The sequence below is a fragment of the Ponticaulis sp. genome, from assembly GCF_029210165.1.
GTDB lineage: Bacteria > Pseudomonadota > Alphaproteobacteria > Caulobacterales > Hyphomonadaceae > Ponticaulis.
Map to the genome: position 1 here is coordinate 1,311,471 of NZ_JARGNT010000001.1, position 20,679 is coordinate 1,332,149.

Consider the following 20,679-nt stretch of genomic DNA (forward strand, 5'->3'; position numbering starts at 1 on the left):
TCACCAGTCGCCTTTACAGGCCGCCAAACGTTTCACGCCGAGTACAATGCGTGATTAACAGGGGAATCACATGTTTAACTGGAAAATGTTCAAAGGCGGTGTTGCACTTGCTGCTCTGGCAGCTGCATCAGCCGTTCCTGCGTACGCGCAGGTCACCACGTCCACGATCCGTGGTGTTGTAACATCTGAAGCCGGCTCACCAGTCGTCGGCGCTGATGTTATCATCACTCACGAACCATCAGGTGCTGTGTCTGCAACAAGCACGAACGCGTCTGGCGCGTTCTCTACACGCGGCCTTCGCGTCGGTGGTCCGTACACTGTTGAAGTTGCTGGCGGTGATTTCCAGCCGGTCACTGTCACAGACATCTACGTCAACCTGGACGAAACTTTCGACCTGCCACTGACTGTTTCCGGCACACGCACACTTGATGCGATTGTTGTAACAGCTCCAGCGCTCGCAACAGCCGCTCTGGCAACTGGCCCGTCTGCGTCTTTCGACCTCGAAACACTTCAGAACGCTCCAGCGATCAACCGTAACATCACAGACGTTCTGCGTCTCGACGCTCGTGTTTATGTCGACGAATCTCGTGGCGACATCAACGGCGTTCAGTGTGGCGGTAAGAACTCCCGCTTCAACTCTCTGACTGTTGACGGTGTTCGCCTGAACGACAACTTCGGTCTGAACTCCAACGGTTACCCGACAGAACGTATTCCGTTCTCTTACGACGCAATCGAGCAGGTTTCTGTTGAACTCGCTCCATTCGACGTTCAGTACGGTGGCTTCTCTGCTTGTAACATCAACGCTGTTACACGTTCTGGTACGAACGACTTCAGCGGTTACGCGTTTGCAGACTACACAAACGACGGCCTGCGCAACGACTCAATCGAAGGCGACGACATCAACTCTGGTGAGTATGACGAGTACCGCTATGGTTTCGGTATCGGTGGCCCGATCATCCAGGACCGTCTCTTCTTCTTCGCAGCTTACGAGCGTCTTGACGGCGTGAACCTGTTCGACCGTGGCCCACTCGGTTCCGGCGCAGTCAACGAAGTCAACATCACTCAGGCTGAAGTCGACGAAATTGCACGTATCGCACGTGACATTTACGGCTATGACCCAGGTGATATCCCGTCCTCTTTCGACAACGAAGACGAGAAACTCCTTCTGAAATTCGACTGGCTGATCAACGAAGATCACCGCGCGACTTTCACATATAACTACAATGACGGTTACAACATCGCTCAGTCTGATGGTGACCTGAACGAGCTTGAATTCTCTAACCACCTCTACGAGCGTGGCGCTGAACTGAACGCTTACGTTGGTACGGTTTATTCTGACTGGACAGAGAACTTCTCTACAGAAATCCGTCTGAGCTACTCCGAACTGGCTAACCGTCAGAACTCAATCGGCGGTACAGACTTCGGTGAAATCACCATCGAAACTGACGACGTTGACGTTTACATCGGTGGCGATGACAGCCGTCAGTCCAACGTTCTGAACTACGAAACTTTCGGCCTCGCGCTCAAAGGTTTCTACACATACGACATCCACAACATCGCGTTCGGCTACGAGCGTGAGCAACTGGACGTATTCAACCTGTTCGTTCAGCACACTGAAACCGAGATCGACTTCGACGCAAACAGCGGCTACGTCCTTCCGGGCATTTTCGATCCAGCTATCGAAAACTTCGCACTCGGCTATGCTGACAACATCAACTACAACAACGCGCCATCTGGTAATCCTGAAGATGCTGCTGCTGATTGGGGTTACTCAATCAACACACTCTACGTTCAGGACGAGTTTGAACCAGCTGCTGGTCTGACACTGACTGCAGGCCTGCGTTACGACTGGTACACAACAGACGACAAGCCTGAAGTGAACGCTGACTTCCTGGCCGATTACGGCTTCGGTAACGACGCGACACTCGACGGCGTTGGTCTCCTCCAGCCGCGCTTTGGCTTCAACTATGACTGGCGTGAAGACGTAACACTGCGCGGCGGCGTTGGCCTCTATTCCGGTGGTAACCCGAACGTATGGCTGTCTAACACTTACTCTGCGAACAACGTTCTGCAGTTCGGTGCTGACGGCGGTGCATTCGGCCTCGAGCAAAACGGCGGTCCATCTATCTTCACAATCCCTTACGGCATGTGTGAAGCTGGCGTACCAACAGGCCCAGGCTATTGTGTGCCACAAGCAATGATCGACGCAGTTGCAGCTGGTGCTGGTTCTAACTTCGAGATCAACTACCTCGACCCGGACTTCGACATTCCATCTGAATGGAAACTCGCGTTCGGTGGTACTTACTTCGCTGACATCCCGGCTCTGGGTGGCGAGTATGTCCTTAGCGGTGACATCCTCTACACAATCGGCCAGGACAGCGCTGTATGGCTCCGTGGTGACCTCGACCCAACTGGCACAACAACTGGTCCAGACGGCCGTGTTTACACGACTTACTCCAGCAACCGTGAAGCAGCATTTGTTCTGACAAACGCAGAAGCAAACGCAAACTCTCTGCTCCTGTCTGCATCTGTTGCTAAGTCTTATGACTTCGGTCTCGACTGGTCATTCGGCTACGCGTACTCAGACGCTGAAGACGTACACCCAATGACGTCTTCCGTTGCATTCTCTAACTATGTGAACCGTGCGTTCGCAGAGCCACAGGATGTCAGCGCAGCACGTTCTGACTACAATATCGAGCACCGCTTCACAGGTCTCGTGAGCTATGAGAACGAGTTCTTCGGTGACCACACAACCCGCTTCACTCTGTTCGGTCAGGCTAACTCTGGTCTGCCATACAGCTACACAGCGGACGTCGGCGCGAACAGCATCTCTGGCTTCAACCCGTTCCTCGAAGGCAACCCGTACCTGGCTGCTGGTCAGGTCCGTAACGGCGTTGATGGTTCATGGTGGGCGAAAGCTGACCTGAAGATCGAGCAAGAGTTCAACTTCTCTAACGGTCACACAGCTTCTGGCTTCATGACGATCGACAACCTCACAAACCTCATCAACGATGAGTGGGGCGTTCTTCGTCAGGCTGGCTTCCCACGTCAGTGTACAGTTGATGCCACAGGCGTTCCAACTGAGCAGTGTGAAGCACGTATCGGTGACGCGTCCCGTTACGAAATCCGCTTCGGTCTTCGTTACGAGTTCTAAGAACCCGTTTCGGATAAGAATTGAGAAAGAGCGGCTTCGGCCGCTCTTTTTTTGTTTGGCTCTCGCGAAATTTCATTTCGCATAGAGCGCGCTCGAGGCTGCTTATTTACAGAGGCCGACTGGCCGACGGGCATTTGCCCGCCCTCGCGGAGCCGCGGCGCGGCGTCAGCGCAAATGTTGCGAACGACAGTTCGCGAGAACAAATAAGACATTCACGCAATCTCCGCTTCCACGAGCAAGGCGAAGGCGCAGGTGCGTTGAGCCGGCGAAACAATAGCACCGAGCAGCCCCTCAAAATGTAATTTCACTTGCGCTTGTAGCGTTTAGTGATATGTGCGCGAAATGACTGAAATTCTCCCGAAACTCCCGCCTGAATGGGCCCCACAAGAGCGTCTCCTGATCGGCTGGCCATCACATCCAGCCCCGTGGGAAGAGCCTTTTGAGGCCGCCCGTGAGGAAGTTGCCTCTCTGGCAAAGCATCTCATCAATGCGGGGGAGAGCCTTGCAGATGAGGCGACTAAAGTTGTGCTCGTTGTCGACGGGCAGGTCGCCGAAGCCGCTGCTCGCAAAATGGTTCCGGGCGCTGAGATCATCAATCTACTCTGCGGTGATACCTGGGTGAGGGATACCGCGCCGATCTTTTCCCGTGATGGCGAAAAGCTCCATGCGCGCAGCTTCCGCTTCAATGGCTGGGGCGGCAAATACGTCTATCAGGGAGATGCAGAGCTTTCCGAGGCGCTATCTGGCCGGTTGGCTGATGATATGAAGCGCTTTGATTTCATTCTCGAAGGCGGCAGCGTTGATTTTGACGGTGCGGGCCACCTTCTGACGACTGAAGACTGCCTGCTTAACGTGAACCGCAATAAAGGGTGGACGCGAGAAATCGCTGAAGCGCGCCTCAAAGATGCGTTCGGCGTTGAGCATATCATCTGGCTAAAAGATGGTCTTCTGAACGACCATACAGACAGCCATGTCGACAATATCGCGCGCTTTGTAGCGCCGGGCTATGCGCTCTGTCAGGCGCCGCAACCGGATGATCCGCATGCGGAGCGCCTTAAAGCCGTTGAGGCCGATCTGCGTAACTGGCGCGGCGCGGGCGGCGAAGTGCTCACCGTCACAACCATTCCGTCTCCGGGCCGCGTGCTGGATGATGACGGAGGCGTGATGCCGGCAAGCCATATGAATTTTGTGATCACCAATCAGGCTGTTATTGTGCCGGTGTATAATGATCGCGGCTATGACGCCGTTGAGGCGCTGAAGCCATTCTTCCCGGGCCGTGAGGTGATTGCCTCGTCTGCGCAGGCGATTTTGACGGGCGGCGGCGCGTTTCACTGCATTTCTCAGCAAATTCCTGCTGTTTCAGAGGGTTAACTAATGTCGGTTGTAAAGCTTGGTGTCGTTCAGTGTGAGCTTGGTGGCTCGCTGGAGACCAATCTGGAAACATTGACCGGGCATATTCGTGAAGCGTCCGGTCAGGGCGCGCAGATTATTCTGACACCAGAGCTCATTGAAGGGCCGTATTTCTGCAAGACGCAGGAAGAAGAGCGTTTTGATCTGGCGCGTCCGATTATTACGCATCCGGCTGTTGCGCATTATCAGGCGCTGGCGAAAGAACTGGATGTCGTACTGCCGCTATCGGTCTTCGAGCGCGATGGTCCGCATACATACAATACGCTGGTTATGATTGATGCTGGCGGCGAGAAAATGGGCATTTATCGCAAGAGCCATATTCCCGATGGCCCGGGCTATCAGGAGAAGTTTTACTTCCGCCCTGGCGATACCGGTTTCAAAGTCTGGGATACAAAATACGCTAAACTCGGCGTGGGCGTCTGCTGGGATCAATGGTTTCCGGAAGCCGCCCGTATCATGGCGCTCAAGGGCGCTGAGCTCCTGCTTTATCCGACAGCGATCGGGTCTGAACCGCATAATCCGGCCCTTGATACGGCTAAACGCTGGCAGCGCGCCATGCTGGGCCATGCGGTATCAAACTGTATGCCGGTCGCGGCGGCAAACCGGATTGGCGTTGAAGAAGGCCAGCTCTTTTATGGGAGCTCCTTCATCGCGGATCAGGCCGGCGAGATGATTATCGAAGCGGGTAAAGTTGAAGAAGTGGTTCTGATGGCAGAGCTCGATCTGGAATTTCTCCAGCGCGACCGATCTGCCTGGGGCTTCTTCCGTGACCGGCGACCGGAGCTCTATGGCGACCTTCTCAAATAGAGCATAAAAAAGCTCCCGGACCTGAGGTCGGGAGCTTTTCATTTTCGGGTCTGATTGTCTGACTACGCAGAGAGTTTGAGAAGGTTCTGAGCCTGCTCAACCCAGCCTTCACGCTGAACACGGCCTTTGAAAGACAGCTTCTCGTCCAGCCATGCAATATTCTCAGGCGTCCAGCCTGCAATCTGGCTGAAGTGATAAATACCTTTATCGTTCAGAACAGCGCTTAGTTTCGGGCCGATACCTTTGATCTGGGTGAGGTCGTCAGCTTCGCCTTCGGCAGCTTCCAGAAGCATTGGCATGTCGGAGACGGTTTCGGCCGTGTCTTCGACGATCTCCTCGGCTGCTTCCTCAACGTCTTTGAACGCTTCCACGATTTCTTCGACGGCCGCCTCGGCAGTGTCTTCAACCGTATCTGCTGCAGGCGCTTGAGGAGGCGCCATCACAAGCTCGACCTGATCAGCGCATTTCTTCGCCGCAGCGGTCATCGTCTCCATAACGGTGTCCATGCTGGTCGGTGACATGGCGTCAAACTTGCCGTCCTGCCATTGGTCAAACCATTTGGACCAGAACTCGCCCGGCATTTTGTAAGGCATTTTCATCCAGCCTGGCAGCGCGGCATAGGCCACAGCAGCGTTTTCCCATGCTTTCATGTTGGCATCAGCCATCAGGTGGAAGGCTTCGCGCGTGCTGTCTGCTGAAGAAGCGGTGTAGCTGACATTCGGCATTGGCATTGGGCCTTTGCTCCAGCTAACCTTCCATGGCATTTCCATCTTGGTCGCGAGTTCGCGCTGGCGTCCCATGGTTTCTTGAGTGGCCCGCATGTTATCAAAAGCCGCCTGCATGAGTGTCGTCGCGGTTTTGTTTGCATCACGTACAAATGTCGGAAACAACATGATTTGTATCACCTCTCAGTTATCTACGTTAGGTATAACATATTATTGTGCACTGCACAATAATTCTGTCTAAATGAAGTTTGCGAGTGCGAAATGAAAACGCCCCATTGTTTAGTGTTCGATTCAGGTATGGGTGGCCTGACTGTTGTATCTGAACTTGAAAAACAGGGCTTCTCAGGGCGCGTATCTTATGCGGCGGACACGGGCTTCTTTCCCTATGGAAACAAATCCGATGCAGAGCTGACGCGTCGTATTCCCGCCATCGCGCGTGGACTGATCGATGCAGCGGCGCCGGATAACTTCGTGATTGCCTGTAATACCGCCAGCACGCTGGCTCTGCAGGTGGTTCGCGCGGTTATCGACATTCCCGTGGTCGGGACTGTTCCGGCGATCAAGCCAGCCGCCTTGAGAACGCAAACCGGCACAATCGGTGTGCTTGCGACGCCGGGCACTCTAAGGCGCGCTTATACGGATGCACTCATCCACGAATTTGCACGTGAGAAACGAGTCCTGACCCATGGAAGCGTTGAGCTTGTGGAAATGGCAGAGCGTTTTGCCGCCGGTGAGCCGGTCTCTGATGCGGAACTCAAAAGCGTTCTGGACCAGCTGATCCTGCAGCCCGGCGGAGACGAGATCGATATCATCGTGCTTGCCTGCACGCATTTCCCGCTGCTTCGTGAGCGTTTGTCAGCGCTCCTGCCTGCGGGCGTTCAACTGGTCGACTCAGGTGAGGCAATCGCAAGGCGTGTGCTGAGCCTGCTGCCGGACAACGCGATAAAAGCCGAAGCGGGTAAGGTCGCGCGCGGCGCGCTTTATACCACGGGGGCTTCGCCATCCATGGAGCGTCTCGTGGCGGCGTCCGGCCGGTTCGGGTTCGCCGACTTCAAGACGATAAACCCGACCGACTGGCTCTAGGCTGATCAGCCCTTCATGTAGAAGACAGCAAGTTTGTTACCGTCCAGATCGCGGAAATAGCTGAAGTCGCCGAATTCGCCACGTGGGCCCGGCTCGCCTTCGCACGTGCCGCCGAGTTCCAGCGCTTTAGCGTGAGCTGCGGCGACGATGTCCGGTGAGTCGACCTTGAAGGCCGTCATCTGGCCATTGCCGATGGTCGCAGGCTCTTTATTGCCCGGCTCGTTCACGGCAAACATCTGGCCTGTAGCAAAGGCATAGCCCTGGCCGTGTGCGCCGAATTTCATCGCAGGTTTTGCGCCGAGGACCGGCATGAGTTGGTTGTAGAATTCAACGGCTTTGTGGACATCATTCGTACCCACCATTTGATAACCGATCATAGTTCCCTCTCCTGTATGTGACCTCAGGAGAGGGTAGATGAAGCGGCTTTAGCGGCGTAATGAATTATTTGTGAACAGTGTTCACTCTTTTGACGTGGAGTACCAGTCAGCGTCCGCAAGTGCTTGTTTTTTCGAGAAAACAGACTGCCACGGCGTGTCGTTTGCGATCAGATCGCGCGCTTCGCCATAGCCGTTGAAACGGGTCTGCATTGTCACGCCATAAGCGCCCAGCATTCCGATTTCGATCACGTCGCCTTCTTCGATATCCTCCGGTAGGAAGATCGGGCCCTGAACAACGTCAGATGAGTCGCAAGTCGGTCCAAACAGACGGAACGCTTTGAGACGTTTTGACGGTTTGGATCCGTTGCGGATCAGGCGGGTCGGGTAGGTCCAGTCACAGTGAGCTGCATCGTAGAGCGTGCCGAATGCGCCGTCATTAATGTAGACAGAGTTGCCGCGAACCAGTGTGACTTCAGTCAGAATGGAGCTGCTCTCTGCAACAAGCGCGCGGCCCGGTTCACACCAGAGCTCTGCGTCTTTTGCGACAGGCATAGCTGCGAAGGCTTCGTGGATCGCATCCGTGAAGAGGTGCATTGGAGGCGGCTCTTTGCCCGGATAGGCAACAGGGAAACCACCACCTACATCGATAATGTCGACCGCAACGTCTGCTTCAAGAATGAGGCGGGACAGGTGCTCGCAGTGAACTGACCATGCGTATGGGTCCATGCACTGGCTACCAGGGTGGAAGCTCATGCCGAGACGCTCAACATACGGACGAACTGCGCGCAGAATGTCTGGCGTGTCAGTCGCGTTCGCGCCGAACTTGCCGTCGATTGGCATTTCCGCGCCCTGGTTAGAGACGCCTACGCGCAGGACGAGCGTGAGGTCTTCAGCCTCACCTGTCGCGGCGAAGATTTTCTCTGCTTCTTCCATACAGTCGAAAGAGAAGGTGCGGACGCCGTAGTCGAAATACGCGCTTGTAATGGCTTTGCGGGATTTGACTGGGTGCATGAACGCGATCTCTGCGTTCGGGCAGAGACGCGCGACCGCTTCGACTTCGCGCATGGATGCAGCGTCGAAATGGGCGATACCATTCGCATAGAGCTCTTTGAGCACCCATGCAGAAGGGTTGGCTTTCACTGCGTAGAGTGCCTGGCCTTTAAAGTTCGTGGAGAACCATTGCGCCGCCTGACGAAGCAGATGCGGGCGATTGCAAGCAATGGGCCGGTCGGTATCCTCATGCCGGACCAGGTCCCAGGGTGTGTCGTAGGACGTCATGACACAAATACCCCCGTGTTTAAGTTTTAAACCCAAACCGGCGTTAGTGCGGCCGTCGACCTATATTGCTTTCGCAGGGAAAGGAACATGGATCCGATGTCCGCCGGAACGGTGCACATAATGATTCATGACCCCTGAGTAAACCGTAAAATTCACCTGACACGAATATTTCACGCCGCTTCAGCCAGTTATTGTGTAGAAGGAACGTTTCTGTCGGGCCGAATGTTCCGGCGTGACGGGCACTCTGCGAGATGTGCGGGCTTTGAGTAAGACTATGAAATTTTTCACGGGCAAGGCAAGTTTTGCAGTTGGGCTGGGTTTGATGCTCTGCCTTTCTGCGTGCGAACCGTCTGCCGGTACCGGCGAGGATGCGGGTCGCACAGACGAACGTATCGTCATTGCAGGCAGCTCGACCGTAGCGCCGTTCGTGACGCGGGCTGCAGAGTATTTTGGCGCCACCAGTGAATACCGCGTCCCAATCGTCGAGACGACCGGTACGGGCGGTGGCATTCGCCTGTTCTGTGAAGGTGATGGCCCTGATACGATTTCCATCGCAACAGCGTCTCGCCGTATGACAGAAAGCGAACACGAATACTGCGCCAGTAATGGCGTGTCAGACTTTCTGGAGCTGCCGCTTGGCAGTGATGGTATCGTGCTGATTAACGCGCTCAACGGGCCGGAGATCGCGCTCACGGATCGCGAGATCTTTCTGGCGCTGGCTAAAACCGTTCCAACCCGGCGCGGCCTTGCCGCGAACCCTTACCAGTTCTGGTCTGAGATCAACCCCGAACTGCCGGATATGCGGATCGAGGTGTACGGCCCTCCGCCGACATCAGGCACGCGCGATGCCTTTACAGAGATCGTCATGGAGCGCGGCGCGCTGCGCCTGCCGGAGATTGTCGATCTGCGCGAGAGTGATGCGGAAACCTATGATGCCGTGGCGCATACGATCCGTACGGACGGGCACTGGCTCGATTCCGGTGAAAACGACACACAGATCGTGCAGGCGCTGATCCGCAGCCCGTCTGCGCTGGGCGTTGCCGGCTATTCGTATCTTGAGCAAAGCAGCGACCGCGTAAAACCGGCCTCGGTCAATGGCACACTGCCCGACGAGGTCTCCATTATGAGCGGCGACTATGCCGTGTCGCGCTCTCTCTTCCTCTATGTAAAGCGTAGCCATATCGAGCAAATGCCCGCGCTTCGTCCGTTTCTGGACGAACTGTTCTCGGATGTTGCGATGGGTGAGGGTGGCTATCTGGTCGAAGTGGGGCTCATACCGCTGTCGCCGGATGATCGGGCAAACGTGTTGACGATTTCGCAAACAGAAACGCCCGACCCATAAGGGCCGGGCGGTAATCCGGTTTCAATAGCGATAAGCCTTATTCGGCAGCCGGCAGCTTTGACTTGTCGAAGCGGGACCAGACGCCGGCATCGCCATGCCAGTCGCCTTGCGTCGCGCCTTTGGAATACTCGGTCGCGCGCGCTTCGAAGAAGTTTGCGTGCTCAACGCCGTTGAGGATTTCCGTCAGCCAAGGAATAGGGTGTTTGTCGACGCCGAAGATCGGTTTCAGCTTGAGCTGTCCGAGACGCCAGTCAGCGATATAGCGGATATATTGCTGGATATCATGCGGGGTCATGCCTTCAACTTCACCGGCCTCAAAGGCCAGCTCGATGAATTTGTCTTCCAGCATAACCACTGTGCGGCAGCTCTCAGTGATGCGCTCTGCCAGGCGGTCATTCATAATGCCGGTTTCTTCGCAGAAGGTGTGGAAGAGCTTGATCATGCCTTCGCAGTGAAGCGACTCGTCACGCACAGACCAGGTCACGATCTGTCCCATGCCCTTCATTTTGTTGAAGCGCGGGAAGTTCATCAGCATCGCGAAAGACGCAAACAGCTGCAGACCCTCAGTGAAGCCGCCGAAGACAGCCATGGATGTGGCGATGTCTTCATATGTCTCACAACCAAATTGACCCAGATAGTCATGCTTGGCGGCCATTTCCTCATACTCCATGAAGGCGGAGAATTCAGAATCCGGCATGCCGATGGTTTCAAGGAGAAGCGCATAGGCTGCGATGTGGATCGTCTCCATATTGGAGAAGCATGACAGCATCATGGACACCTCTGTCGGTTTGAACAGAGGCATGTAGTTTTCCATATAGTTCGCGCCGACTTCCACGTCGGACTGCGTGAAGAAACGGAAAATCTGCGTAAGGAGGTTGCGCTCCTTATCGTTCAGTTTGACCGCCCAGTCTTTACAGTCTTCACCGAGCGGAACTTCTTCCGGCATCCAGTGAACCTGCTGCTGTTTCTTCCAGAAATCATAGGCCCACGGATAGCGGAAAGGCTTGTAAGCCCTTGAAGGAATTAGGAGTCCCGGTTTATCGGTGATGAGGCCGTCTGCCATGATGTGCTCCACGAGTCGCGTTAACTACAAGATATAGTGCGCCTCTTGTTAAAATCACGCAAGAGATGGTGTGTCGCAGCCAGATGTTTTCCACTGTTAACCTCTGTCTGTGGATAAGTTCTGGCTGCGAGCTGATTAGATTCTAAGCGGCATCAGAACCTGAGTCGAACGCCGCCATTGATGATGAAGCCGTCATTGCGCGACCAGATGTCCGTCGTCCAGCGTCCTGACTGTTCTCGCGCAGGCAGCAGGATCGGCTCCTCACGGGTCTGGCGGACATCCAGAATATTCTCAGCATTGATGAACCAGCTTGCCGGGCCAACGGTGATTTCGCCCATAAGCCCGACGTCCAGAAAACTATCACTACGAAGTCGGTATGGATTGTCTTCCACGCGTTGTTCGCCAGTGTAATACATTTCAAGGCCCAGCCGGAATTCGCCGTGTCGCTCCCACATGGCAACCATGCCAGCCGAGTGGCGCGGTGTGAGGGCTATATCTTGTGTCCCGCCGAGCCCGTCCGGCTCGCTAGAATCGACGAAGAGATAGCTGCCGGTAATTTTGAAATCTTCCCACATATAGCGGAGCAGGAGCTCAGTGCCGCGGATTTGCGACGTACCTTCCGAATTGACCAGTTCTACCCGGTTGAGCGGGCCACCCGCCTGGCTTGCAAAGGGTACAAGTTCTGTCACGCCGTCTACATCAGAGGCAAAGAAGGTCGCATTAGCTTCTATAGAGCCCGAGCGGTATCCAACATCGAAAGAGGCCGTCTGGGCCGTTTCTTCGCGTAGCCCGCTAAGCGGTGACAGGCGCGACAGACCAGCCGCCTCTATCTCTTCCACGAACGGGGTCGGGGCAAAATAGCCTTCTGCCACGGAGCCGCGCAACGTCCAGTTGCCAGGGCGATATAGCACCGAAAGACGCGGACTGAACTGCGTGCCATATGTGCTGTGGTCATCCAGCCGCCCGCTAAGGGACAGTGTGAGGTCTGGGTTCAGATCGTAATCCACCTCGCCGAAAATGCCCGGCACATCATAGGTGTATTCGAACGCAGGATAGGTATCCGACTGCAAGCGGTCGGACTGGTAAGCAATGCCGAGCACCCAATCGAGCCGGTTAAGGTCGCCGGAAAGAGAGGCTTCCAGAAGATAGCTTTCATGGCGGTCCTCATCTGTCGCGTCACCAAACTGGTGCTCATGGTTCTGGACCATGGCCGAGGTTCTCAGTTGAGCTGAGATGGTGTCGGTAAGCTCTGTATTGGCGATGAGGCCCCCATCAATCCGCGTTGTTTCCTGTGACTGGATGAAAGACTGTCCGTCAGGTGCCACGCGTCCGTCCAGCGTCCCGCCATCGCGGTCTTCTGCCATCAGGCCGAGCGTGGCATAGATGTTGGTGCCCTCGCCATTCTCCCAGAACAGGCGCGGGCGGGCGGTCGCCCGCTCATAGCCGGGCATATCGATCCAGCCGTCATCATCAAAATCGACTTTTTCCTGACGGTGCAGACCAAGAGTGAGAGACGTACCGAGTTCGTCTTTGACGGGCGTGGCGAAATAGCCGGTCAGATCCTGTCCGCTGCGAGAGGTCGCGTTGAGCAGAACTTCACCTTCAGGCGCGTCGCCCGGCAGGCGCGAGAGCAGGTTGATCACTCCGCCCAGCGCAGAACCGCCATAAAGCGACGAGGCTGCGCCTTTGATCACATCAACGCGTCGAAGATCGGTTGGCGGGATTTGGAGGAGCCCCAGCGATGAGGCCTGACCGCCATAGAGTGGCAAGCCGTCTGCCAGAAGCTGAGTATAGCGACCATAAAGGCCTTGCACGCGTACATTGGCTGCACCGAGCGCAGGCGAGGTTACCTGTACGCGAATGCCGCCTGTTTCGTTGACAAGGGTCGCGATATTGCCCGGCCGCATAATCGCCTTTTCTTCAATCTCCTCGAGATTGATGGTTTCGATACGTGTGGACTGGTCCTGTGCGACACGGCCAGAGCGTGTTGTGGTGACGACAACCGTATTCATGGTCGCTTCTTCGTCATGATGTTCGCCGTCTTCCGGGTGTACGGCCTGAGCGTAGGCTGGTGCGGCCAGCAGCGCGCACAGCGTTAAACCCGCAGCGGTGCTGCGAAGATGTTTAGGCATAAGATTTTACCTGAATTGAAACTGGAATCAGTGCGCCTTGTATCAGCGCGGTGATAGCATCAGTTTCAGGCGCGCGGAGGCCGGAATAGCGATGGTGCTGCGCCGTTTACCAGCGTCTCCGCAGTCAATTGATAACGTGTAGACGGGCTGTACTGCTCCGTAACAGGCTGAACATTGTCCCGTGCCAGAATATGAACATGACAGCTGCCGCAATTGTGCCGATGATGCTCGTGGTCATGCTCGTTTGCCGGAGCGCTTTGTTCGGAATCGTCATGGCCAGTCTGTTCGCAGACAATCTCAGGCACGGCCTCAGTATGGTTCGCTTCTGCAATCGGCGCTGCGATCATCACAGCGGCAAACATCAGGGCGAGCCCGATCCTTAACGCAGCGATGAAAGAGTGCATTTGCATGAAGGCCATTTATTCCCGCGTGTGACGATACCCGCGTAGAGATCGCTAGCATTCCGACTGTCGTTTTGCAAACCATTCGCAAAGATTATTGGCGCACAGGGAAACACTGTCCGCGATCATACTCTTCGGCAGCGGCCTGATAAGCCGCTCTCAGATGTGTCCGCACGGCGTGTTGTTCGGGCGCCGGCATCATGAATGATGCGATGACATCATTGGAAAAGCCCGGTGAGTTCGCTGAGAAATCTGTGGCAATCTCTGCCGGTGCCCCGTTGAGGAGCCACCCGGTGAAGGGGGCCATCTGAGCTTCCGTTACAACAGTCGCGCCGCCATCAATATACATGTCGAGATCTGGTGCGCGCTCGAATGTGGTGGCGACTTTGGTGATCGTATAGACTTCGGCCGCGCTGTTATTCTGGTCGACGGCATCCAGGACGAGGAATGGCGCGGATGCATCATGACCATCATGGTGGAAGGAGAAGGCGCCCGGCGCATACAGCCCGTATATCGGAGGTGCTTCCATGCTGATCTTGATGGGCTCGGCATCCGAGAAGTCGAGGTTCGAGCCAGCAAAATCGACGGTCAGGGCGAATTTGGTATTGTCTGCGAAGGCGAGCCTCAGGCCCTCAGGTATGCTGATATCGGGCACATCATATTCGGTTCGCACCGAAAACTCGTAGGATGTGACCGCGCCATTATCATAGCGCAGCAGCGCAAAGACACCGTCGACGCGTTCCTGACAGGTTTGCGGCTCCAGTGGATCAGGGCCGCCCCCGCAGGCGGCTAGAAGTAGCACGCTGCTTACAACTGCTTTCCGGAACATCAGCTGTCTCCCCCGCTAAAGACCGCAAAAAATGTAGCAGAATTTGCGGTAAGCTCAAAATTGTGGGTGCAAATCGGGTGTATGTCCGCCTCAAGGCCGTGCGGATCTGGAGAAAAACATATCTGGCGTGATGAACGGGCCTGAGGCACTCTTCTGCGAAAAGATCGGGGGAAGAGATGTTCATTGGCCATTACTCAACGGCATTCGCGGCGCGAAAGCTGAAGCCTGCCATACCGCTCTGGCATGTGTTCATTGCCGCGCAGCTGGTCGATTTCGGCTGGGCGATTCTCGTTATGCTGGGCGTGGAGAAAGTGCGAGTCATTCCGCACTTCATGGAAGCCTCCATGCTGGATCTCTACTACATGCCCTATACCCATTCCCTGCCGGGAAGCCTGATCTGGGCGATCGGGGCAGGGGTGCTTTATGGCCTGTTCTGGAAGGGGGAGAGAAAGCTCTCAGCGGGGCTGATCTTCGGCGCGGTGGTGTTCTCTCACTGGCTGCTGGACCTCATCGTCCATGCGCCCGATCTTCTGCTCTATCCGGGCGGGCCGACGGTCGGCTTTGCGCTCTGGAATTCACTGGTGTGGAGCCAGTTGGTTGAAGGTGGGCTGCTGCTTGCTGGTTTTGCGATCTACATGTTTTGCACAAAGCCGAAGATCAAAGCGGGCGTGTGGGCGCCCTTTGCTTTTCTCGCCTTCATGATCGCACTTCAGGCCTATAACCACATTCCGGTCGAGGTGCCGCCAACGCCGTTTGTCTTCTCCGTCATGGGGCTGTTTGCCTATTCGCTTCTGGCCTTTCTGGCCTGGCTGACGGATAGAACGCGAGAGGCGGTTTGATGCATAGGTCGGCTCAAGCCAAAGGCGGAGCCGACAGGAGTTTTCGCACACAGTCGGGTCCACTTCGTTTGACCCGACCTACGATCTGCCGCGGAACGAAGTTCCGTTTGCTATATTTTCAAATCGGAGGCCATTGCCGTGACAAATCAAGAGTTTTCGATCAACGGCAACAATGTTGAAATTCATAGTGCGGCGAAAGGTCGAATATCTGTTGATCTCGGCTCGCCAATTGCACAGGTTCTGTCTGTCAAATCTGCGCTGGTTGTCAGGACTGAGCCGGAACCTGGTTCATGTGAAAATTGTAATGTTTTCGCAATTGGCTCTGAAGGAGACTTGTTCTGGAAGGTTAAAAGCCGAAAGCATGTCTACGATGATAGCCCGTATACGCATATTGAATTGACGGATGGAAAGCTTGTTTTGATTAATTGGGATGGCCTAAGAGTAATCGTCGATCCGGAAACGTTCTCAGAGGAATCCGAGTTTTACGGAAGATAGTAATCCAATGCGTTGCATCGGGTAGGGTGCATCAAGGGCTAAGCCCGGATGCACCAGAGAGACTCTCTTAACAATCTGAAGCATCCTGCAACGTCTTGCCTTGTATCGCCCGGCGTCATTTTTTGGTGCATTCCCCCGGACGAATTCCGGGGTTAATGCACTCTACGGCGGAACGATGTGCAGCGAACTACCATAGGCTATGAAATGAATAGAAAACTCGAGGAGCTATCAGCGGCGTTCTCTACGGATCCCAGAATTCGAAGGATCGCTGAAGGTAGTTTGCCGTATGGCAGCATGGAGCCTCTTGGAAAGCGGCTGAGCCATTTGCCTCCTGCCCTAATACCAATATTGGGGGATGAAACTGAAGGTGATTATTTGGGTTATTGGCTCCGTTATACTAACGGTGAATTTAAATGGTCCTACGGCCATTTATGGTTCGCGCCTACGGAGAACAGTATTCGAGAAGTTGCAAGAACAGAGGAGCAGCTTGTTTTGAAAGTAATCCTCGACTCTGCTTCGATGGGAAAATTTGAGAATTTGAAAAAAGTCCTTGCCAACTGGGAAATTGAGAATGTTGAGCAGGTCGTTCAATTCGCCAACATGTATGGGGATGATCAGAAGGTATTTTGTGAGTTACCGCAGTTTCGGTGGAGTACTCCACTGGACTCGCTTCAATATGGGGAACCGTATGATGGCCACATGCCGGCGGATTTAAATATGTATCATGCGGATTGTATGACCTCACAGGAAATCGTGGCCATATTGGGCAGGCTCCCAGTGGAGCAAAGTATTGAAGAACGCGAAAAATACTATGGTTTATTTCACAATCGCGATTTGAAGGCTGGATTTCAATATTTTCTGGCACTCGATAGGCTAGAGGAGGCATGGGCTTATTTGAACTCGCGCGGCTGGAAAAAGAAAGATGCAGAAAAATGCCTGCAGCAATTTGCAGACAAAGAAGGATCCGAGCTCATTCACGGATTGTGTGACTGGTGGTGCGGTCTGGGAAGAATAAATTTCAGAAACTACTGAAATTTATTCTTCTTATATGGCTGTTCAGATATGGCTGTTCAGAACTATCCTGACGATCCAATGCGTTGCATCGGGTAGGGCGTACTGAGGGACGAAGTGCGCCAGAAATTCACGCCGCGATCCGTAACCTTTTCAGAGAAGAGAACCCCCTCCACCTCCCCCTCTTCAAGGGGGAGAGCCGGTCAGTGATCCGATGCTTTGCATCGGGTAGGGTGCATTCCGCGAAGCAATGCACCAGAAAGAACCGGCGCGCATGGGTTCAGGTTTCTGGGGCTATCTCATTGTCATCCCCGCCGCAGCGAGGCGAAGCGGTGCTCTGCAGACACGGGACCTGATCGCGGGAAACTGCATGTTTCGGGTCCCGGATCAGCAGTGCATCATTATCATGCTGCACAGCATCCGGGATGACAGTTTAAAAACCCAAAAATTAATCCAACCCCACCGTGCGCTACCCTAAACTTCGCGCATGAACCCCGCGCCATCATCTGCCGCTGATTATACATCGCTGACCATTGGTCAGCTGATCGGGCTGAACCTTGCGCGGCTGTATGCCTGGTGCATGCGGCTTCACGCGTCTGGTGAGACGCGCGTGCCGCATGACCTCGCGCGAATGGTGATCTCAACCGACGCTATGGTGCATGCTTATGTGCGCATGCTGGCCTCGAACCAGCTGGAGAGGGCCGGTTTTACTTTCGCTGCAAAGGCCATGCGTACGCCCATCTGGCAACGGGCTGATAGTTTTGTTTGCTCTCGCGCACCTTCGGCACGCATAGAGCGCGCTCAGGGCTGTCGTGTTGGCTCTCGTGAAACAGGGGCTCACATAGAACTCGTTCAAGGCCGCGAGCTGATCTCATTGGCCGAGTTGTCGGATCGGCTTCAGACGACAATCGAAAACTTCGAGCGGGCAGAGATACTGGCGAACCATCTGGCCCGTGTGATTGTCTGCGCGCTGGCTTATCTTGAGCCTGCGGAACGCAAATCCCCCGTGTTCAGTGAGACTGTGGACCCCGCATTCCCGTCCTGCCTTCAGGTCATCACACAGCGAGAGCCATGGCCGCCGCCAGACTGCGAGGCATTTATCAATTCACTCGCTATCTGACTTCATTTTTCAAATTAAAACTTATGCGCTGCAGGGAATCCCTTGCGGCGATACAGGTGCATGGTTTTTTGTTTGCTTGCCTTCGCGGTGCGCCATTGGCTCACCCGGGCTGCGCCTTCGCGTTGCTCGTGGGACCAAGGTTCCTACTTTTGAGGGAACTCTCTCAACACCGCAGATACCCGCGTAGGCGGGTATCCAGGCTTAGACGTTCGATTACAGCACGCGGTCAGATTTAAGCATGGGTTCCCGTCTGCACGGGAACCTTCGGGCTGCATGACCGAGTTTCCAATTCACGGAGAACAGCCCTGAGCGCGACCCATCGCAAAAGCGGCATTCGCCGCGGAGCGGGCGGTCAAATAAATAAACAGCCCTGAGCGCGCTCTATGTGAGCGAAGCGATACGAGAGCTAATATACACGGACAGGGATCTGATGCGACATGGCTGGTCCAGTTTCTCGTACTCACGGGAACCTGTAGAATAAAACAACACGTGCACACAAAAAAAGCGGGCCGTAGCCCGCTTTTCCTGAAACTCTGATGCGTCGGCCTTACTGGCAGGCGAGGCATTCTTCGTAATCGGTTGGCTCCTGAATCTGGAGCTCGCCTTCTTTCTTGCCTTCTGAACCCGCAAAGCTTGCGCGCTGAACAGACTTGGAGCGGCAATAGTAGAGCGACTTGAGGCCTTTTTCCCATGCCGTCCAGTGCAGCATGTGGAGGTCCCACTTGTTGATGTCGCCCGGCAGGAAGAGGTTCAGAGACTGAGCCTGACAGATGAATGGTGTACGGTCTGCCGCCAGTTCGATGATCCAGCGCTGGTCGAGTTCGAAAGCTGTCTTGAATATCGCTTTTTCGTCGTCTGTCAGGCACTCAAGGTGCTGCACAGAGCCTTCATGCTCGAGCATGCTTGCCCAGACTTCCGGAGTATTCTGGCCTTTTTCTTCCAGAAGCGCTTCCAGAGCTGCGTTCTTTACAGTGAAGGAGCCTGACAGTGTCTTGTGTGTGTAGACGTTTGCCGGAATTGGCTCGATGCCTGCAGATGTGCCGCCGCAAATGATGGAGATAGACGCGGTCGGCGCAATCGCCAGCTTGTGAGAGAAGCGCGCCATGACGCCGTTCTCGGCTGCATCAGGGCACGCGCCGCGTTCTTTAGCGAGCTTAACAGACGCAGCATCTGCACCCTTGCGGATGTGTTTGAACATTGTGTTGTTCCAGACCTTCGCGCCAGCGCTTTCCAGAGGAATACGCATGGTTTGAAGGAAGGAGTGGAAGCCCATCAGGCCGAGGCCGACAGAACGCTCACGCTGGGCCGCATAAACGGCACGCGCCATTTCGTTTGGAGCGCGCTGGATGAAGTCTTCCAGAACGTTGTCGAGGAAACGGAAAATGTCTTCGATGAACTGAGGATCAGACTTCCATTCGAGGAATTTCTCAGCGTTCAGGGATGACAGGCAGCAAACAGCTGTACGCTCATTACCGAGATGGTCTGTACCGGTTGGCAGAACGATCTCTGAGCAGAGGTTTGACTGCTTCACAGAGAGGCCGAGCTTGCGCTGGTGCGCAGGCATGGAGTTGTTCACTGTGTCGGTGAAGAGGAGGTATGGCTCGCCCGTCTGGATGCGCAGCTCGAGGATTTTCTGCCAGAGCTTACGTGCGTTCACAGTCTTGATGGCCTCGCCGGACTTCGGAGAGAGAAGCTCGAACTCGCCATCGTCACGGACAGCTTCCATGAAGGCGTCTGTGATGTTCAGGCCGTGGTGCAGGTTGAGCGCTTTACGGTTGAAGTCACCGGATGCCTTACGGATTTCGAGGAATTCCTCGATTTCCGGATGGTGGATGTCCAGATAGCACGCCGCAGAACCGCGACGCAGAGAGCCCTGGCTGATGGCCAGTGTCAGGGAGTCCATCACACGGATGAACGGGATAATGCCGGAGGTCTGACCGTTCTGCCCGACTTTCTCGCCGATAGAACGTACGCTGCCCCAATATGTGCCGATGCCGCCGCCATTGGATGCGAGCCAGACATTCTCGTTCCATGTCTCGACTATGCCATCGAGGGAGTCATCGACAGTGTTCAGGAAGCAGGAGATTGGCAGACCGCGGTCCGCGCCACCATTTGAAAGGACTGGTGTCGCAGGCATGAACCAGAGCTTCGAGATATAGTCATAAATGCGCTGTGCGTGGTCAGCATCATCAGCGTAAGCTGTCGCAACGCGCGCAAACATGCCCTGAAAGCTTTCGCCCGGCAGGAGGTAACGATCCTCGAGGGTTTTCTTACCAAATTCAGTCAGATTCGCGTCACGTGAAGGATCAATCGTGATGCCTTCAACAATGCGCAGATCCGAGTTCGCGCGCGGTTTGCCCCGGCGCAGCTCTGATGCTGGTGTAGACTGTTCTGACTTCGCTGTAATCGTGCCCGACATGAGGATTCCCTGCTGACTAAAACCCTAATGGTATATGGTGAGTTGGACTGGATAGCGCCATATGTGGCGCATGTAACCCCGCTCAACCCAATATATAGTGGTTCTAAGGTTAACCGTTGGTCAACAGGTGCAGGCCGCGCGTTTTGGCTTTTCCGTGTAAAAAAGGTTAACGCCTGTTAAGAACTAGAGTTGCA

The 20,679-nt window shown here is 55.0% G+C and carries 17 protein-coding genes; 9 read left to right on the top strand and 8 right to left on the bottom strand.

Translation table 11 applies throughout. The features are described from left to right. Nucleotides 1-70: 70 nt before the first annotated feature. The 3 genes from P1U45_RS06510 to aguB all read left to right on the top strand — a co-directional run bounded on the left by P1U45_RS06510 (nt 71) and on the right by aguB (nt 5,371). Nucleotides 71-3,154 carry a TonB-dependent receptor gene (locus P1U45_RS06510; protein ID WP_301058296.1) on the top strand — a complete coding sequence of 1,028 codons (3,084 nt, stop codon included), beginning with the start codon at nt 71-73 and terminating at the stop codon, nt 3,152-3,154. Between the two features lie 342 nt (nt 3,155-3,496). Next, nucleotides 3,497-4,525 carry an agmatine deiminase family protein gene (locus P1U45_RS06515; protein ID WP_301058297.1) on the top strand — a complete coding sequence of 343 codons (1,029 nt, stop codon included), beginning with the start codon at nt 3,497-3,499 and terminating at the stop codon, nt 4,523-4,525. Between the two features lie 3 nt (nt 4,526-4,528). Then, entirely contained in the window at nt 4,529-5,371 is an 843-nt protein-coding gene (gene aguB / locus P1U45_RS06520; protein WP_301058298.1) for an N-carbamoylputrescine amidase, read from the top strand. 62 nt (nt 5,372-5,433) lie between these two features. Here the strand turns inward: aguB and P1U45_RS06525 are convergent, their stop codons facing one another. After that, nucleotides 5,434-6,264, bottom strand: a complete 831-nt coding sequence (locus tag P1U45_RS06525) for a hypothetical protein (RefSeq protein WP_301058299.1) — start codon at nt 6,262-6,264, stop codon at nt 5,434-5,436. 93 nt (nt 6,265-6,357) lie between these two features. On the opposite strand from P1U45_RS06525, the gene murI reads away from it, so the two are divergent. Beyond that, entirely contained in the window at nt 6,358-7,179 is an 822-nt protein-coding gene (gene murI / locus P1U45_RS06530) for a glutamate racemase (protein WP_301058300.1), read from the top strand. Between the two features lie 5 nt (nt 7,180-7,184). Here the strand turns inward: murI and P1U45_RS06535 are convergent, their stop codons facing one another. Together P1U45_RS06535 and P1U45_RS06540 are read right to left on the bottom strand one after the other, a co-directional pair. After that, nucleotides 7,185-7,556: a VOC family protein gene (locus P1U45_RS06535; protein ID WP_301058301.1), complete on the bottom strand. Its 372-nt coding sequence runs from the start codon at nt 7,554-7,556 to the stop codon at nt 7,185-7,187. Nucleotides 7,557-7,637: 81 nt separating this feature from the next. Next, entirely contained in the window at nt 7,638-8,834 is a 1,197-nt protein-coding gene (locus P1U45_RS06540) for a type III PLP-dependent enzyme (protein ID WP_301058303.1), read from the bottom strand. Nucleotides 8,835-9,108: 274 nt separating this feature from the next. Between P1U45_RS06540 and P1U45_RS06545 the strand changes: the two genes are divergently transcribed. Then, a complete protein-coding gene (locus P1U45_RS06545) occupies nt 9,109-10,176 on the top strand; it encodes a substrate-binding domain-containing protein (protein WP_301058304.1) in 1,068 nt (355 codons plus the stop codon). A gap of 37 nt (nt 10,177-10,213) precedes the next feature. Here P1U45_RS06545 and P1U45_RS06550 read toward each other — a convergent pair whose 3' ends face one another. The 4 genes from P1U45_RS06550 to P1U45_RS06565 all read right to left on the bottom strand — a co-directional run bounded on the left by P1U45_RS06550 (nt 10,214) and on the right by P1U45_RS06565 (nt 14,601). Next, nucleotides 10,214-11,239 (bottom strand): ribonucleotide-diphosphate reductase subunit beta, encoded by a 1,026-nt coding sequence (locus P1U45_RS06550; RefSeq protein ID WP_301058306.1) that lies wholly within the window; start codon nt 11,237-11,239, stop codon nt 10,214-10,216. 152 nt (nt 11,240-11,391) lie between these two features. Beyond that, nucleotides 11,392-13,371 (bottom strand): TonB-dependent receptor, encoded by a 1,980-nt coding sequence (locus tag P1U45_RS06555; RefSeq protein ID WP_301058308.1) that lies wholly within the window; start codon nt 13,369-13,371, stop codon nt 11,392-11,394. A 65-nt stretch (nt 13,372-13,436) separates the two neighbouring features. Then, nucleotides 13,437-13,790, bottom strand: a complete 354-nt coding sequence (locus tag P1U45_RS06560; RefSeq protein ID WP_301058309.1) for a hypothetical protein — start codon at nt 13,788-13,790, stop codon at nt 13,437-13,439. Between the two features lie 76 nt (nt 13,791-13,866). Beyond that, nucleotides 13,867-14,601: a hypothetical protein gene (locus P1U45_RS06565; protein ID WP_301058310.1), complete on the bottom strand. Its 735-nt coding sequence runs from the start codon at nt 14,599-14,601 to the stop codon at nt 13,867-13,869. A gap of 176 nt (nt 14,602-14,777) precedes the next feature. Between P1U45_RS06565 and P1U45_RS06570 the strand changes: the two genes are divergently transcribed. From P1U45_RS06570 to P1U45_RS06585, 4 genes are all read left to right on the top strand, one after another. Then, on the top strand, nt 14,778-15,440 hold the full coding sequence (locus tag P1U45_RS06570) for a hypothetical protein (protein WP_301058311.1): 663 nt from the start codon (nt 14,778-14,780) through the stop codon (nt 15,438-15,440). Nucleotides 15,441-15,578: 138 nt separating this feature from the next. Continuing rightward, nucleotides 15,579-15,935, top strand: a complete 357-nt coding sequence (locus P1U45_RS06575; RefSeq protein WP_301058312.1) for a hypothetical protein — start codon at nt 15,579-15,581, stop codon at nt 15,933-15,935. Nucleotides 15,936-16,112: 177 nt separating this feature from the next. Further along, nucleotides 16,113-16,967: a hypothetical protein gene (locus P1U45_RS06580; protein ID WP_301058313.1), complete on the top strand. Its 855-nt coding sequence runs from the start codon at nt 16,113-16,115 to the stop codon at nt 16,965-16,967. Nucleotides 16,968-17,433: 466 nt separating this feature from the next. Next, nucleotides 17,434-18,066 (top strand): hypothetical protein, encoded by a 633-nt coding sequence (locus tag P1U45_RS06585; RefSeq protein WP_301058314.1) that lies wholly within the window; start codon nt 17,434-17,436, stop codon nt 18,064-18,066. A gap of 547 nt (nt 18,067-18,613) precedes the next feature. On the opposite strand, the gene P1U45_RS06590 is transcribed toward P1U45_RS06585, so the two are convergent. Further along, nucleotides 18,614-20,485: a ribonucleoside-diphosphate reductase subunit alpha gene (locus P1U45_RS06590; protein ID WP_301058315.1), complete on the bottom strand. Its 1,872-nt coding sequence runs from the start codon at nt 20,483-20,485 to the stop codon at nt 18,614-18,616. Nucleotides 20,486-20,679 lie beyond the last annotated feature (194 nt).

Excerpts from the sequence above, each read along its gene's own strand:
- murI (WP_301058300.1), top strand. The coding sequence starts at position 6,358 with ATGAAAACGCCCCATTGTTTAGTGTTCGATTCAGGTATGGGTGGCCTG.
- P1U45_RS06535 (WP_301058301.1), bottom strand. The coding sequence starts at position 7,556 with ATGATCGGTTATCAAATGGTGGGTACGAATGATGTCCACAAAGCCGTT.
- P1U45_RS06510 (WP_301058296.1), top strand. The coding sequence starts at position 71 with ATGTTTAACTGGAAAATGTTCAAAGGCGGTGTTGCACTTGCTGCTCTG.
- P1U45_RS06555 (WP_301058308.1), bottom strand. The coding sequence starts at position 13,371 with ATGCCTAAACATCTTCGCAGCACCGCTGCGGGTTTAACGCTGTGCGCG.
- P1U45_RS06590 (WP_301058315.1), bottom strand. The coding sequence starts at position 20,485 with ATGTCGGGCACGATTACAGCGAAGTCAGAACAGTCTACACCAGCATCA.
- P1U45_RS06560 (WP_301058309.1), bottom strand. The coding sequence starts at position 13,790 with ATGGCCTTCATGCAAATGCACTCTTTCATCGCTGCGTTAAGGATCGGG.
- P1U45_RS06550 (WP_301058306.1), bottom strand. The coding sequence starts at position 11,239 with ATGGCAGACGGCCTCATCACCGATAAACCGGGACTCCTAATTCCTTCA.
- P1U45_RS06545 (WP_301058304.1), top strand. The coding sequence starts at position 9,109 with ATGAAATTTTTCACGGGCAAGGCAAGTTTTGCAGTTGGGCTGGGTTTG.
- aguB (WP_301058298.1), top strand. The coding sequence starts at position 4,529 with ATGTCGGTTGTAAAGCTTGGTGTCGTTCAGTGTGAGCTTGGTGGCTCG.
- P1U45_RS06540 (WP_301058303.1), bottom strand. The coding sequence starts at position 8,834 with ATGACGTCCTACGACACACCCTGGGACCTGGTCCGGCATGAGGATACC.
- P1U45_RS06515 (WP_301058297.1), top strand. The coding sequence starts at position 3,497 with ATGACTGAAATTCTCCCGAAACTCCCGCCTGAATGGGCCCCACAAGAG.
- P1U45_RS06525 (WP_301058299.1), bottom strand. The coding sequence starts at position 6,264 with ATGTTGTTTCCGACATTTGTACGTGATGCAAACAAAACCGCGACGACA.
- P1U45_RS06585 (WP_301058314.1), top strand. The coding sequence starts at position 17,434 with ATGAACCCCGCGCCATCATCTGCCGCTGATTATACATCGCTGACCATT.
- P1U45_RS06565 (WP_301058310.1), bottom strand. The coding sequence starts at position 14,601 with ATGTTCCGGAAAGCAGTTGTAAGCAGCGTGCTACTTCTAGCCGCCTGC.
- P1U45_RS06570 (WP_301058311.1), top strand. The coding sequence starts at position 14,778 with ATGTTCATTGGCCATTACTCAACGGCATTCGCGGCGCGAAAGCTGAAG.